At 34.6% G+C, this 16,014-nt stretch carries 12 protein-coding genes and 2 pseudogenes; 4 read left to right on the top strand and 10 right to left on the bottom strand.

What is annotated here, in order from left to right; all coding sequences use genetic code 11:
- The 3 genes and pseudogenes from wTpre_RS06395 to uvrA form a co-directional block, all read right to left on the bottom strand.
- On the bottom strand, positions 1-423 hold the full coding sequence (locus wTpre_RS06395; RefSeq protein WP_245609521.1) for an ankyrin repeat domain-containing protein: 423 nt from the start codon (positions 421-423) through the stop codon (positions 1-3).
- 261 nt (positions 424-684) lie between these two features.
- Positions 685-1,202, bottom strand: a pseudogene (locus wTpre_RS07275) (ComF family protein); the annotation flags it as partial.
- A gap of 47 nt (positions 1,203-1,249) precedes the next feature.
- Entirely contained in the window at positions 1,250-4,063 is a 2,814-nt protein-coding gene (gene uvrA, locus wTpre_RS01710) for an excinuclease ABC subunit UvrA (protein WP_068651501.1), read from the bottom strand.
- 325 nt (positions 4,064-4,388) lie between these two features.
- Here uvrA and wTpre_RS01715 point away from each other — a divergent pair, with 325 nt between their 5' ends.
- Both wTpre_RS01715 and wTpre_RS01720 read left to right on the top strand, forming a co-directional pair.
- On the top strand, positions 4,389-5,726 hold the full coding sequence (locus wTpre_RS01715) for an ankyrin repeat domain-containing protein (RefSeq protein ID WP_068651503.1): 1,338 nt from the start codon (positions 4,389-4,391) through the stop codon (positions 5,724-5,726).
- A gap of 60 nt (positions 5,727-5,786) precedes the next feature.
- Positions 5,787-6,785: a pyruvate dehydrogenase complex E1 component subunit beta gene (locus tag wTpre_RS01720; protein ID WP_068651505.1), complete on the top strand. Its 999-nt coding sequence runs from the start codon at positions 5,787-5,789 to the stop codon at positions 6,783-6,785.
- A 3-nt stretch (positions 6,786-6,788) separates the two neighbouring features.
- Here the strand turns inward: wTpre_RS01720 and wTpre_RS01725 are convergent.
- Positions 6,789-7,058: pseudogene (locus wTpre_RS01725) on the bottom strand (TrbC/VirB2 family protein); the annotation flags it as partial.
- A gap of 199 nt (positions 7,059-7,257) precedes the next feature.
- On the opposite strand from wTpre_RS01725, the gene lepB reads away from it, so the two are divergent.
- Positions 7,258-8,043, top strand: coding sequence for a signal peptidase I (lepB, locus tag wTpre_RS01730; protein ID WP_068651507.1), 786 nt, complete (start codon positions 7,258-7,260; stop codon positions 8,041-8,043).
- A 3-nt stretch (positions 8,044-8,046) separates the two neighbouring features.
- Here lepB and wTpre_RS01735 read toward each other — a convergent pair whose 3' ends face one another.
- The 4 genes from wTpre_RS01735 to iscU are packed head-to-tail and all read right to left on the bottom strand — an operon-like array spanning position 8,047 to position 11,152.
- Positions 8,047-9,948, bottom strand: coding sequence for an Hsp70 family protein (locus tag wTpre_RS01735; RefSeq protein ID WP_068651509.1), 1,902 nt, complete (start codon positions 9,946-9,948; stop codon positions 8,047-8,049).
- Positions 9,926-10,384: a Fe-S protein assembly co-chaperone HscB gene (gene hscB, locus wTpre_RS01740; RefSeq protein ID WP_068651511.1), complete on the bottom strand. Its 459-nt coding sequence runs from the start codon at positions 10,382-10,384 to the stop codon at positions 9,926-9,928. Before hscB ends, wTpre_RS01735 begins: the two co-directional genes overlap by 23 nt.
- Positions 10,377-10,763 carry a HesB/IscA family protein gene (locus tag wTpre_RS01745; RefSeq protein WP_068651513.1) on the bottom strand — a complete coding sequence of 129 codons (387 nt, stop codon included), beginning with the start codon at positions 10,761-10,763 and terminating at the stop codon, positions 10,377-10,379. Before wTpre_RS01745 ends, hscB begins: the two co-directional genes overlap by 8 nt.
- 5 nt (positions 10,764-10,768) lie before the next feature.
- Positions 10,769-11,152: a Fe-S cluster assembly scaffold IscU gene (iscU, locus tag wTpre_RS01750; RefSeq protein WP_068651515.1), complete on the bottom strand. Its 384-nt coding sequence runs from the start codon at positions 11,150-11,152 to the stop codon at positions 10,769-10,771.
- 177 nt (positions 11,153-11,329) lie between these two features.
- On the opposite strand from iscU, the gene ftsY reads away from it, so the two are divergent.
- Complete coding sequence (gene ftsY, locus wTpre_RS01755) at positions 11,330-12,241, top strand: signal recognition particle-docking protein FtsY (RefSeq protein WP_068651517.1); 912 nt, start codon at positions 11,330-11,332, stop codon at positions 12,239-12,241.
- A gap of 940 nt (positions 12,242-13,181) precedes the next feature.
- Here ftsY and radA read toward each other — a convergent pair.
- The gene (radA, locus tag wTpre_RS01760) at positions 13,182-14,525 is read right to left on the bottom strand and encodes a DNA repair protein RadA (RefSeq protein WP_068651519.1); all 1,344 of its coding nucleotides are present in this window, start codon (positions 14,523-14,525) and stop codon (positions 13,182-13,184) included.
- Between the two features lie 66 nt (positions 14,526-14,591).
- Complete coding sequence (locus wTpre_RS01765) at positions 14,592-15,863, bottom strand: MFS transporter (protein WP_068651521.1); 1,272 nt, start codon at positions 15,861-15,863, stop codon at positions 14,592-14,594.
- Positions 15,864-16,014 lie beyond the last annotated feature (151 nt).

Here is a 16,014-nt window from a genome sequence, read left to right on the forward strand (position 1 = left end):
CTAAATAGCCATTTTAGCGGCATAATGCAAAGGAGTACTACCACCTCTGTCTTTTACATTAACATCAGCACCTTTTTTTAGTAGAGCATTTACTACACCTACACATCGACTATAAACGTCATGATGCAAAGCAGTCTCTCTATTTTCACCTTCTACATGAATATCCTCATGCCTCTCTAATAAAACATTCACTAAATCCTTACAGCCAGCTGCTGCAGCTGCAATTAATAATGTAAATTCTGCATCAGGATCACTTTGGATGAATCTATGATTTATACTAAGATTTTTATTTTCCCACTCTCGATACGCTATTGTATCTTCCCTTCGCAATACTCTTTTTATTTTATTAATTACGTTATCTTTATTTACACTTGCATCTTTATCAATTGCACTTAATATCTTTTTCAGATTTTCACAATCCATCTTTACCTCCTATAACTTTACGTTGCAGTTACTACACAATTACAAACAAAAGTAAACACATCTTTGGAAATCATTTAGAAAAAGAATCCATTAAAAAAGTCAGTGATTTGCAATAAATAACTGATCCTTTTAATTGAAAGAAATATGTGATGTAACTATAGTCATTATAAACAACAATAGAAAAAACACGGAAGTAAAAATTTATATCTATCTTATCATATTTATTATGAGCATAATTATAAACATGGGAAAGCAAATACGTGAAAGACCAGCTTGAGGTACAGTGTGACGAATACGTTTTATTGCAAATGGTGTATAAGATAAGTAAGATAACTTACTTAATTCCTTCGCGAGCAATGCTGCTTGATTATATTTACGCTTAAATAAGCGTATTTTATGTAGCGGTATGGGAATTGTGACCTCTGCATTTTGAAACATGTCTTTGTTAGCTTTGTACATCTACTTTGCGTAGACTTTCATGTAGTTTAAGTTATCAAAAAATTTAAATTTATAATCATATTTTTGGTATGTTCATCGTAGGCAAAAACTGGTCTCAATACTTTAAATGGTGAAGGGTTACTGATGCGTCCACCACATGTATCAATGTTATCTGGAATTACTACACCACAAATATTACAGTAATGCTTAGTTAAAATTGATTTTTTATTGCATTCACTACATAAATCATAACTTTTATCAATTATACGTTCACAACTTACGCATAAGTTTGGAAATATGGGATCTGTAGCTTTTTTTTTAATAAGAAAAGATTCATGAATTAAATATGTTAGGTATACCTTTCAAAATGCTCCTCATAACCTAATTATTAAGAAATAGTCGACACTTGATCCAATAAATATGTTTTAAGATACTTGCCTGTAACGCTTTTTGGAGTCTGTGCAACTTTTTCTGGAGTTCCTACAGCAACCACTTCGCCACCTTTTACTCCACCCTCTGGACCAATATCTATTATGTAATCAGCAGTTTTTATAACATGTAAATTGTGCTCAATAACTATAACAGTATTTCCTAAATCAACTAGCCTATGGAGTATTTTCAGTAAATTATTTACATCTTCAAAATGTAACCCAGTTGTTGGCTCATCGAGAATATACAATGTTTTACCGGTAAATCTCTTTGATAGTTCCTTAGAAAGCTTTATTCGTTGTGCTTCACCTCCGGACAACGTTGTTGACGACTGTCCAAGCGTTATATAACCAAGCCCTACTTCCTGTAAAGAAGTCAACTTTTCCTTTATAATTGGAAGATTTTCAAAAAAGTCACATGCTTGATCTATTGTCATATCAAGCACATCAGAAATTGATTTTCCCTTGTAAGTAACTTCCAATGTTTCTCGGTTATACCTCTGTCCTCTACATTGCTCACATTTCACATAAACGTCCGGCAGGAAATGCATCTCGATCTTTAAATGCCCATCACCTTTACAAGCTTCACATCTTCCTCCCTTGGTATTAAATGAAAATCGGCCTATATTGTAACCTCGTGCCTTCGACTCTGGGAGACCTGCAAACCAATTTCTGATGTGAGTAAACACACCAACATATGTTGCTGGATTTGATGCTGGGGTCCTACCAATTGGTGACTGATCCACTTCTATAATTTTATCTATATACTCAAGGCCTTCTATTTTATCGCATTTACCATGCTTTGCAGATGAATGATTTATCTTCTGTGCTGAGTATTTATATAGTGTTTCTATTACTAAACTTGATTTTCCTCCTCCTGATATTCCAGTAACACAAATAAGATTACCTATAGGAAATTCAACATTTATATTTTTTAAGTTATTCTCACATGCGTTAACTACCTTTATGAACTGAGTTGTTTGCTTTCTTCTTTTTGAAATTGAAATTTCCTTCTTTCCACTTAAATACTGTCCTGTTATGCTCTCTGAATTTTTTTGTACCTGATGTGGTGTTCCTTCTGCAACGATTTTTCCTCCATTCAAGCCAGCTCCAGGACCAATATCAATCACATAATCAGCAGCCATTATTGTGTCTTCATCATGTTCAACAACAATCACAGTATTACCCATGTCTCTCAGATTTCTAAGTGTGGCAATTAATCGATCATTATCACATTGATGAAGGCCAATTGAGGGTTCGTCAAGCACGTATAGCACTCCTGTTAAACCAGAACCAATTTGCGAAGCAAGCCTGATCCTCTGGCTTTCACCACCAGAGAGAGTGCTAGATTCACGGTCAAGTGTAAGGTAATTTAGCCCTACATTCTTTAAAAATGTCAGCCTTTTGATTATTTCATTTAATATTTTATTTGAAATTTGCCTTTGTTGTTCTGTAAGTTTATCTGATAAATCTCCAAACCACTTAAGGGATTCATCGATGCTGAGCCTTGATATTTCACCTATATGTTTTTCGTCAATTTTTACTGTAAGTGCTTCTTTTCTTAATCTATAGCCAGCACATTCTTTGCAGTCAGTAACAGAACAATACCTATCAATAAGTGATGCATCGTAATCCATCTGGCGTTCTAGGATGCTGATCAAACCTTGAAATTTCATTTCTCTGGAGCCAAAAAGTATTAAATCCTTCACTTTTTGGTCTATATTCTTCCACGGAACATCAAGGCTAAATTTGCAATTTTCAGCCAGTGATAGAATTGCATTTTTTAGCAATCCATAGTTTGTATGCACTTGACGGAATATTGATCCAATTGGCTTTAAAGCACCTTCAGATATCGAGAGCGTTTCATCTGGCACTATTAGCTTTGCATCAACACTTAGTTTTTTACCTAGCCCATTGCATGAACTGCATGCACCGTAGGGGCTGTTAAAAGAAAACAATCTTGGCTCTATTTCTGCAAGAGTAAAGCCAGATTCAGAACATGCAAAATTCTCTGAGAAAGTTAAAGTTTGACCATTTTTATACTCGGAATTGTGGTTATCAGGTAAGTTCACTATTTCTGCATACATTAAGCCATGGCCCAGACTCAATGCTGATTCTACACTGCTTGGTAGTCGATTTCCTATATCATCTGATATGGATATTCTATCTGCAATAGCAAAAATATCATGTTTCTTGTTTTTATCGAGTTTAGGAAAGTCATCTATATTGTATGTTTCACCATCTATTTTTAGTCTCACGTAACCCTGCTTTTTAATTTCCAATATCTCTTTGAAGTGCTCTCCTTTTCTCCCACGCACAATAGGAGCAAGTATGTATATTTTAGTTTCTAAAGGTAATGCTATAATAGTATCTACAATTTGAGATACAGCCTGTTTCATTATTGGCAACCCGGTTACAGGTGAATAAGGTATTCCTACTCGTGCATATATCAAACGTACATAATAGTAAATTTCAGTAACGGTTCCAACGGTTGATCTTGGATTTTTTGAGATTGACTTTTGATTAATTGATATTGCAGGAGAGAGGCCTGTGATTGACTCAACATCTGGTTTATCTTGAATATTAAGAAATTGACGTGCATAAGCCGATAGACTTTCGACGTATCGGCGTTGGCCTTCTGCATAAATCGTATCGAATGCGAGGCTAGACTTACCAGAACCACTTAGTCCGGTTATAACAACTAACTTATTTTTTGGTATATTGACATCAATACCCTGCAAATTATGCTCTCTTGCACCTTTAACTCTGATCATACTTCATGTACCTTTGACCATTACAGCCTCAAAATACATAAACTCACAACAACTTTCTACTAATTTTTTCAACTATTACGGAAAACGAGATAGCACAACTAGTGCAAAACATTTTGCCACACAACTATATAAATATCTGTTTTCGCCAAGTTAGTTCGTACAACAAATGGTGTCATAAAAGTATATTTTCTACAATCTCATCAAAAACATGCTTACCAATTTTTGGAAACAGGAAGTTTTATTTTATATAAAATATAGAATTTTGATAAATTTAACTTTTTTGTGAGATTATGCGGCGATAAAAATAAATTTAGAGGGAAAGTCTATGGCAATAGAGAAGGAGAAGTTTTTTGAAATAATAAATGAGGTAAGTGAAAGTAGCGATTTGGATGAAGATAATTTACTTAAAAAAATAAAGAATGAACTAAAAGGAAAAGATGCAGGAGAGTATAACAAGTTTAGTAAAAATTTTAGTAAAGAACATCGATTTAGTATAAAAATTTCAGAAGAAGCTTCAGAAGATTGGACGTTGTTACATCTTGCTACAGCATGTAACAATCTTTTGATAGCGGAACTTCTAATGAAAAAGAAAGCAAGTGTTAGCGCTCGAGTAAAAGATGGATCCAGAAATGATGGAATAACTGCTTTGCATATTGCTGCTTCTTGTGGACATGAAAGCATGGTAAAACAACTACTAAGTGATGATCGAGTGAATCCTTCATTGAAAAGTAAAAATAAGACTCCAAGGGAGATGGTAGGTAATACAGAAAATAAGGAAGCGATAGTACAAATGTTAGAGGAGGCAGAAGAAAATTATTCGCGAAAGAAGATAAGAGGCTTTCACATCCAAGTAGGAGAAGGAAGTTGTGACCACTCATCTCAGAATGATAATATAACTCGAGTCAGTTCATTTGTGAATGGAATTACTAAATTAGGAAATGATAGAGAAAAATCAATAGCAGCGGAAATACAAATTTGGAATGAAAGAAGGCAAGAGAATAATGATAATATTCAGAGTGAGCAAATCGCTTCTCATTCTATTACTAGTGAAAGTTTTAGTGTTGACGACAGCGGTCTAGAGTCTGAGTCTACATTTGATACTTCTTTCTACTCTGAAATAAATAGCAACGGAGCAGCTAATGAATTTAATGACCAAATTTTAGAAAGTCTGCAACCTCAAATTCAGTTGCAAGATAGGCAAATTCGGAAGTTAGAAAAGCCAGGTAAAGAATTAAAACATGTTGAGAAAGAACTAGAAAAATTAAAGAGTGACTTAGCTGGACATGAGAATAGGTTAGAAGTACTTGATAAACTCAGTGAAGAGAATCAATCACTAAAGCAACAAACACAAGATCCAAAAAGTAAAAATGCAACACTTAATAGTGAATTAAGCAAAACCAAAGTAAATAAAGTCTTACTAGAAAAAACAGAAAAAGCACAACTGTCTTTCTTAAAAATTGCTTCTGTAAACTTTGCAATCATGTTGACAGTAGGTGTTGCCTTTAGTGTAGCCTGCCAACTACCAATTCTACTAATGATTGCAACTTCTGTGATGTCTTCATTGATAGTCGGTGGAGTTACATACGCACTATCACCGCAACCTACTGAATTAAAAGAAGTAAGTATTCAATGCTCAATGCAACATGATTCTTGTAAAACTTAACTTGTGCGCTTCCTGGTAATTTTGATATAGTTATTTTAGTTGAAATTTACAGATTTACAAATGGCAAGCTTAAGTGTAAGAGAAGCGTTGTGCACAGCAATCAGAGAAGAAATGCAAAATGACCCTGATGTATTTATCATGGGTGAAGAAGTTGCAGAGTATGATGGTGCTTATAAAGTAACAAAAGGATTACTGAAAGAGTTCGGAGAAAATAGGGTAGTTGATACACCTATTACCGAACATGGATTTGCTGGTCTTGCTGTTGGAGCAGCGTTTGCTGGGCTCAAACCTATTGTTGAGTTTATGACTTTTAATTTTTCTATGCAAGCTATTGACCAAATTGTGAATTCCGCAACAAAAACAAATTATATGTCAGGTGGACAACTTGGATGCCCTATAGTGTTTCGTGGACCAAATGGAGCTGCAGCAAGAGTTGCCGCACAACATTCTCAGTGCTTTGCATCTTGGTATTCGCATGTTCCAGGTTTGAAAGTAATAACACCTTACTTTGCATCTGATTGCAGAGGTCTGCTTAAAGCTGCAATTCGTGATCCTAATCCAGTAATATTTCTAGAAAACGAGATCGCTTATGGGCATAAACATGAGATTCCTGATTCTGAGCTATCAAATAAAGATTATCTACTTGGGATAGGCAAAGCTGCTGTTATACGGGAAGGAAAGGATGTAACTATCACTGCTTTTTCATTGAAACTAATGGATGCGTTAAATGCAGCAGATTTACTCTCTAGTGAAGGAATAGAAGCTGAAGTTATCGACCTCAGAACCTTAAGACCACTTGACACTGAAACAGTTATTAACTCTATTAAGAAGACCAATAGATTAGTAAGCATAGAAGAGGGTTGGCCATTTGCAGGAATAGGAGCAGAACTCTCAGCCATGGTTATGGAACAAGGATTTGACTACCTTGACGCTCCGGTTGTAAGGGTAACCGGCAAGGATGTCCCCTTACCTTATGCTGCAAGCCTAGAAAAGAAAGCATTACCACAAGTGGAAGATATAGTTGAAGCTGTGCACCAAGTCTGCTTTAGAAAGAAATAGTCATATAGTTTTAGCACCAAAAAACACAGCGCAAAATACACTAAGGGCGAAAAACAGGCCACGGCATTCTACCAAATATTGCAAGTAAAGCTGCTCCTATTATCACTACGGTCATAAGCGGTCCACCTATTCCCCACACGTAGCCAATAATATTACATATTACTTGAGCAGTTGTATCATCATTAGAGTTAGTAGCACTTCCAACATGAGAAAAAGAAATAAATAATATTATAAGTAGAATACAAAAAAAACCTTTCTAATTGTAGGGTTCATCCCTATACCTTAAGTTTAAATATTACATATATATCTAAAAAAGTATAATTTTCAGTAAAACTAGCATTGTGATTTATACAATATTGCATAGCAAATGATGTCTATTGGTTATCAATCACTGTCAATTATTTGAGAGCTTATTTCGACTTTCAAAAAAGAGCAATAACACCCATGAGTAAAATTTCACATTACCACTTTTATGTGTTATGATAAGCTTAGATTTATAAAGAAAATAAAATTGAAAGAATTGAGAGAGAACCGGATAGTAAGAGCGAGAAAGTTTTTATCTTCACTGTTTTTTTTGCTACTAATTGCGCTATCAATACGTAGTTTTTTATTTGAGCCATTTCATATTCCTTCTGGTTCGATGAAAAGCACTCTACTTGAGGGAGATTATATTTTTACTAGTAAATATTCATATGGTTATAGCAAACACTCTTTTCCATTTTCTCCAAACATCTTTAGCGGTAGAATCTTTTATACCCCTCCGGAGCGTGGTGATATAATAGTTTTCAAGCCTACAAGAAATGACAGCATTAGATTTGTTAAGCGGGTAATAGGAATACCGGGCGATAAAGTGCAAATGATAGAGGGGGAGTTATATTTAAATGATCAGAAAGTAAAGCGAAGACAAATTGATTTTTTTTTTGATTATGAGTCAAAGCGTAATATAGCAAGATACATCGAAACACTCCCTAGCGGCAAGGAGCATGAAATTCTAATAGATAATCTTTCTAATAAGTTATCATACAATACTCCAGTTTATTATGTGCCTGATAATCAATTTTTTGTTATGGGAGACAATAGAAATAATTCTTTTGATAGCAGGTTTTCTGAAATTGGGTTAGTACCAACTGAAAATATAGTTGGGCGCGTAAGCATGGTTGGTTTATCGTTTAAATTAGGCAAAGTTAATTGGTTACCGTTTGATTTTAGGTTACCTACTGCTCTGAGACTTAACAGGGTACTTCACAAAGTTTTATGAACTCTATCTGTCTGCTGATTCGCATAACTCTAAAGCAGAGTTTTCTAACTCAGAGATAGCATTATTAATGTTGTCTAAGTCATTTTCCTGTAAAGCGTCTTTTGCGTTCTGTAGTAAAATTTTTAACTTTCGTTCAATGGAAACGTTTTCAATTAGATGTATGAGCTTGTTACCGTTAATTTTAGCCTCTGCAAGGGAACGAGCCTTCATGTCTTCATCAAAGTTACTTACTGACTGATTGACCATATCTTGAATATCTTCTTCACTTAAGCCAGAGCTTGAATTTATTTCAACTGTCTGTTCGACTCCAGTAGTTTTTTCTCTTGCAGTGACAGTCAATATTCCATCAATGCTAACTGTAAACCCTATTTCAACTTTTGCATAACCTGCAGGCAATTGTGGTATACCTTTGAGTTCAAATCGTGCTAGAGATTTATTATCTTTTATCATTTCACGTTCTCCTTGACAAACGTGAATTTTCATTGCTGTTTGCCCGTTAGCGTAAGTTGTAAACTCTTTTATTTCTGAAACTGGTAGTGGTGTATTTCTTGGTATAATTTTTTCAACTATTCCCCCCATAGTTTCTATGCCAAGTGATAAAGGCAGCACATCAAGGAGAATATTCCTATCTTTTGAGTTTGAAGTTAAATAATGAGCCTGCAAAGCTGCCCCATTGGCAACTGCTTTGTCCGGATCCATATCATTCAGCACTTTATTGCCAAAGAGTTTGATTAGTGAATTTTGCACTAATGGCACTCTAGTTGCACCACCAACTAAAATTACCCCTTTTATATCATCGATTTTAAGATCTATGTCGCTTATAGTACGAGTAACTATATTTATAGTCTTATTAACCAAAGGACTGATTGCGTGCTCGAATTCTTCTCTGGTAATTTTGCACTTAAATAATTCACCATTGATGCTGAATTCAAAAGTGCCAGAGGTATCTTCACTTAGGTACTCTTTTATAGCACGTATATTACAAATACCAGTTTTAGTGTATGAATGTTGTAATTTGTAGGTAGTTGTATCAGATGGTGTCATTCCAGTGCTTGACACTTGAATCCGGTTCTTATTATATAACTTTCTGGTTTGTTCACTTGCAGTCAAACTTTCTGGATCCCAGTGTCGGAGCACTGGAATGACACTAGAGCATTTTTTATTTAAACCCACCTGTTCTCTATACTTTTCAAGCACGATTAAACTAAGTAGATGATCAAAATCATCACCACCAAGTTTAGTATCACCACAAACTGCAAGAACTTGAAACACTCCTTGATGTAACTTTAATATTGAAATGTCAAATGTTCCACCACCGAGGTCATAAACTGCATATATGCCACTGTTATTGTTCTTTTCAATTGAGTAAGAAAGTGCTGCAGCGGTTGGTTCATTAATGAGGCGAAGAACATCTATGCCAGCTAATTTTGCTGCATATTTTGTTGCGTTACGTGCTGAATCATCAAAATAAGCTGGTACAGTAATCACTGCTTTGTTAACTGTCATCCCTGTGAATTTTTTTACCCTCTTGCATAGAGTTTTTAGTATCTCAGCAGAGATCTCAATAGGAGTGAGATACTTTTCTTCTGAGCATTTTAACCTAATAACTTTTTCACTTTCGTTATCCATTTCACAATTGATACCTTCTTTATGCAAGTCTTTAACACTTTTACCCATTAAGCGTTTTATAGAGCAGATAGCGTTTTCGCCAACATCGTAGCCTACTTTCAGTACATCCTTTTCATATGAAATGACGGAAGGTAATAGTTCACGACCTTGCTCATCTTTAAATATTTCTACATTGCCAGCTTTATTTACCATGGCAATTAAAGAGTTAGTAGTTCCAAGATCTATACCAAAAACTACCTCATTTGAACTTGGTTCATAAATTTGAACTGGCAGCATTTTCCTTTATCTCCTCAAATGACTTATATAAATATCTCAATCTAAAAACTTGCGTAGCAGCTTCATCAAAATTTTTTGTAGCAAAAGCATTAGTTAGGTTTTTAGTACAATCTTTTACCTTTTCATCAATCATCCTACTTGCAAATTGCAAATCATCGCAGTCTAGAAAGTGTTCTCTTATTTCCATTGATTCATTTAACATTTTAGGATCAAGATGCTCTTTTTTGCTTTGTACGTCAAAAAGATCCAACAAATGTTCGGCACGCTTTAGCGGTGACTTCAGCACCTGATAAGCTTTGTTGATGTTTTCCATATTTTTGGACTCTCTTTCATTTGTATCAGTTTTGCTTAGCTCAATATATTTTTTCTCCAGCTCATCAAAGCTGATGTTAAAAGCCGGTTCAATTCCAAATAATGTGAAATGGTTGCTAGACATGAAAACTCTCTCCACAACCACATTTTCCTTTCTCATTAGGATTTTTGAAAATAAAACCTGATGAGAATTTTTCCTCTACATAATCCATTTCAGAGCCAAGGATAAACATGATAGATTTCGGATCGATCAGCACCTTGACTTTTTGATCATCACTGCAGCTTTCTTCAATTACCGACTCCAAAGGACGAACATCATATGCATATTCAATATCATATTTTAAACCAGAGCATCCTTTTTGCTTAATTAGAACTCTTATTCCTATTGCTTCTTCAAGGTTAGCATGCTTCTTTTTGTCCAATAAAAACCTTACCCTCTCTATTGCATTTGCAGTTAGAGTGATAGGTTTTTTAACAGAATTTACTCCTTGAAATTCACTCATATTCCTCAATTTTTTTGTTTATTTTGATAATCATGAATAGCAGCTTTTATAGCATCCTCAGCAAGTACTGAACAGTGTATCTTTACTGGCGGCAAAGACAATTCTTCCACTATCTGAGTATTCTTTATCTTTGTTACATTCTCAATAGTTTTTCCTTTGACCATTTCTGTAAGCAAAGAACTTGAAGCTATAGCAGAACCACAACCAAAAGTTTTAAATTTTGCGTCTTCAATAACACCTTTATCGTTAACCTTTATTTGCAGTTTCATTACATCTCCGCATGATGGTGCACCAACTAAACCAGTACCAACATTTGGATCATTTTTATCCAGAGAACCAACATTCCTTGGATTTTCATAATGATCTAAAATTTTCTCATTATAACTCATATATTACCCGTAAACCATTACTTGCATTATAACATATTTAGGTTAAAAACTAAAGTAAAATACACTAGCAAGCGGTATATTTTACTCACAAAATATATAGGTTACGAATGTATTTACTTTACAAATACATATAGTGCATGTCATTCTTTATATGGTAATTTTAAGAAGGAGTATTTCTTGAGTTTATTCAGTAATCTTTATCAAGGACTATTAAAAACCTCTTCCCGTTTTAGTGATGGAGTAAAAAATATTTTTTCTGGGAAAAAAAAATTAGATCAGTCACTTTTAGATGATCTGGAAGAGCTGCTGATTAGCATGGATATAGGTCATAAAACTTCTAGATTGCTTATTGATAAGCTCGCAAGTATCAAATTTGAATCAGAAGTTGAACATAACATTATCACACAGCAGTTAATGAGCGAAATAGAAACAATATTAAACCCTGTTGTGCAGCCGCTCATTCTGAATAAAGAACCACACATAGTAATGGTATGCGGGGTGAATGGTAATGGAAAAACTACAACTATAGGTAAACTTGCCTATAAATATAAGGAAAAAGGAAAATCCGTCATGCTTGTTGCGTGCGACACATTCAGAGCTGCTGCAAGTGAGCAATTAAATATTTGGGCAGAACGTTCTGATTGCTCTATTGTTACTGGAGAGCACGGTAGCGATTCTGCGAGTGTAGCATACAGAGCTGTAAATCAAGCGATAAAAGATAGCGTTGATGTTGTTTTAATTGATACAGCAGGAAGGCTACAAAACAATGTAAATCTCATGCAAGAGCTGTCAAAAATACATAGAACGATAAAGAAATTGGATGACACTGCTCCTCATGATGTTATTTTAGTTCTTGATGCAACTACTGGCCAAAATGCTTATAGCCAATTAGAGGCCTTTAGTAAAATGGTTGGTGTTACCGGGTTAATTGTAACAAAGCTAGATGGTACTGCCAAAGGTGGAGTAGTGATTGGGCTTGCAGAAGCTTATAAGGTAAAATTACACGCTATAGGAATTGGTGAAAGTATAGAAGACCTTAGGGAGTTTACTGGCAAAGAGTTTGCTGAAGCGCTGTTTAAATGTAATTGAAGGTCTCTTTAATTTTCTCATATGACCAAGCTTAATTATCATGAGAAGCCTTTTTTAGATGGTATCATTACAGTTACTTCCTATTTGAGTAGCCTTTTCTTATCATCCCAGTCTGGGATCCAGATTGCAAGTGAGTTGGGTGAGCCGTTATAGATAGCTAACGTATAAAAATTACTTCCGCATATTTTCAATCTCATTATAATTACAAATAGAGATATTTTAAGAGCTCAAAATCTATGTTTAGTCTGCAGACTTTTTCATCAAACTTATTAAAAAATGTGTTCTTCAGTGTATGTCTGTCGTATGTGCACTGCATTTTTTCCTAACTCTTTTTTATACAGGAGGATTTTATGTCCATAATTCCAGATACTTGATCTTTACTTTAGCCAACAAAAATCAATAGTTGCCCATGGTTTTTATAAAGAAAGTATAAGAAAAAATATTTTAAAGAATATGAAATAAGGATCTAGTATGTTTTGTGGGCAACCAAAAACCACTTTAGCTTATCGCTCATCACTAAAAAGTAACTATATTAATGTAATATTGATACTTGTATACCAACATAAATATATTTTAAAAATTTAATGATTATGTTATGACAATGTCTACCACAAATTAGTGAGAAATTAGCAGCTAGCGCACAAAGTCTCTTTGATGAGAGCAAAAAATTATTGCTTATAGGAGAGGAAATACACAATCAAGATTTGATGTATCTTTAATCACAAAAAAAGAAGATATTCTACATCTTCTTTTTTTTATGCGATAATTAGCTACTTGTTTTCGTATTCTTCCAGAAAAGGTAGTTATGAGTAAAAACAGCAAATGGTCAGTGTGTGAAACTGGAATCCAGAAAAAAGAAGACTATGTCACCTACTCAGATGACATTATGGAATCTGGGATAACATCCTTCCCACAAGCAAAATGTTCATGCAGATAGTATTTAACTGCGATTGAAGACCTCTTTTAACTCTTTTATATGACCAAGCTTAATTATCTCAATATCATGAGAAGAATAATTGCCATTTTTAGGCATAATCGCTTTTTTGAATCCTAATTTCTGTGCTTCTTTTAGTCTGAGATCAGCATGCGAAACGTTTCTAATTTCTCCTGAAAGTGCAACTTCACCGCAGATTATTGAAGAAGTTGGTAGCGGTAAATTTACTAAACTTGAAACAAGGGAGGCAGCAACAGCAAGATCAGCTGATGGTTCCTGTATTTTGAGTCCTCCCGCAATGTTTAGGTATACTTCTTTATCATGCAAAAACATTTTACAACGAGCACTTATAACCGCGATTATCATAGCTAATCTATTAATATCCCAACCAACTACTGCTCTTCTTGGAGTTGCCATATTAGTCCTTGCTATTAATGCTTGCACTTCCATTAAGATTGGTCTTGAGCCTTCAACTCCTGCAAATACGGCGCTGCCAACTACTTCTCTATCATGTACGGTCAAGAATAATGATGATGGATTATCAACAGGCATGAGTCCTGCTTTAGACATCTCAAACACACCAATTTCATTTGCAGGGCCAAATCTATTTTTAATAGTACGTAAAATGCGATATTGATTACTATTTTCACCCTCAAAATATAGCACTGTATCTACCATATGCTCCAGGGTTTTAGGTCCCGCTATTTGTCCATCTTTCGTTATATGGCCAACTATTAAGAGAGAAACACCATATTGCTTTGCAAGAACAGTCAATTCATGAGAGCAGATACGGACTTGAGTTACAGTTCCTGGTGCTGATGTGACTTTGCTATCATACATAGTTTGTATAGAATCAATTATCAAGAACTTAATACTTTTATTTTTCCTTATTGTTGCTACTACATCAGTTAAAGATACTGTAGATAAAAGCTTAATTTTAGGTTCATTTATCTTAAGACGCTTTGCTCTGAGGCTCACTTGCTCTAAAGATTCCTCACCAGATACATAAAGACATTCAAAAGAGGAAAGTTGTACAACATTAGCTGCAATCCCAAGCAAAAGAGTAGATTTTCCAATTCCAGGTTCACCACCAATTAAAATGCTAGCACCTTGAACGATACCTCCACCAAAAACTCTATCTAACTCTTCTATTCCTGTTAAAAAACGATCGGGGGTAATAATTTCACTATCTGATAACGCTTTTATTGAAATTGGTGCAGATGTACTTCTCTTTTCTGTTTTTAGTACTATTTCTTCGACAACCGTATCCCAACTGTCACATGCAATACACCTTCCTACCCACCTTCCAGTGCTATAACCGCAGAATTGACATACGTATGCAGTTTTCATAAAAGCCAAAACTGTAATTGTAATAAAAATTAGCTAAATAAGTGAAATAAATTTAAATAGAGAAAATTACCAATCACACTTTTTATCTTGTGGTTTTATTTGCAATATTGCTACCAAGCTGACTAATAAGCAAAAAATTATATAAATCCCAGCAGCAAAGTCTATTTTAGGAAACATTATAGTAAACCAAGTGCATATCATAGGAGTAAATCCTCCATGCAAGGCAAAAGAGATGTTGCGTGACAAGCTAACACCACTAAATCTAACATTAGTAGGAAAAAGCTCAGCAGTAACTATCCCTATAGGATTAATACCCCTCTCGATTATAGAAAGAACCATCACACTCAACATGACTATAAGATAGCTTTTATAGTAATATGCAATAGATAACATAGGACAACATAATACTATTGTTATCACTATAAACAAGATTGCAGTGCGTTCTCTTCCTGTTTTATCAGCTAAAATTCCAAGCACTATTGAAGATATCGGCATTAATATACTGGTTATAATGAGTACAACTTCGTTGACATACGTTGTTACATAAGTTTCAACAGACACTATTTCTTTTGCAATTGTTCTAAGAAATATGGTAAATCCAACAGCAACATTAACAGGTACAGATATTAAAATGGCAAGTATCAGAGCTCTCTTATAGCGTTTTGTAAGCTCTATTATTGGTAAATTAGGTAAATTTCTTTGTTCTCGATTTTTTTCATACGCTGGAGTTTCTCCTAGAGTATATATACTATATGCACTTATTAATCCTAAAATGGCTGAAAAAATAAACGGCAGCCTCCAACCCCAAGCGTTAAAATCAGTGGTTTTTTTACAGATGATCACTGCAACCACAGAGAGCAATATGCCAATGGAGCGACCAAAACTTATTATTCCAAAAAACATTCCTAGTTTTTTCTTATTAGGTAAATGCTCTATGAGATAAACAGAGCTACCTCCTTGCTCAGCGCCAAGTGCAACCCCTTGTATCAGATGGATTGTAAGAAGCAACATAGTAGAGGTTATTCCTATTTTACTATAACTTGGAATAAACGCAACAAGACTAGAAGGAATCGATATTAGCAAGATAGCAATCGTTAACGCCATTCTCCTTCCATACCTATCACCAACGTGACCAAATACAGATGCACCAAGTGGTCTTACCATTGCACCCATTCCTGCAATTCCAAACAATTGCAATATGCTGTAGTAGATATCTTTTGCATAACAAAATTCTCTACTAATTATATTAACCATATCAATAAAGAGCATATGGTCATACCATATTGCGATTCTACAGAGTATTGTTGCAATCAATACTCTTGTTTGCTGATTGTACACTTAGTTTAATTTGTAAATGTCTACTTGTTTTTATTTTGGCTGCTTTTTAGAACTTTGCAACTCAAGCGTATGGCTTATGTGTAAATATTATTAAAATTGGAACTTGCATAACCAGCCATTCTGGGATCAAATAAAAAAATCTGGTCACCCG

Origin of the sequence: Wolbachia endosymbiont of Trichogramma pretiosum, from assembly GCF_001439985.1 — a bacterium.
Taxonomy (GTDB): Bacteria; Pseudomonadota; Alphaproteobacteria; order Rickettsiales; family Anaplasmataceae; genus Wolbachia.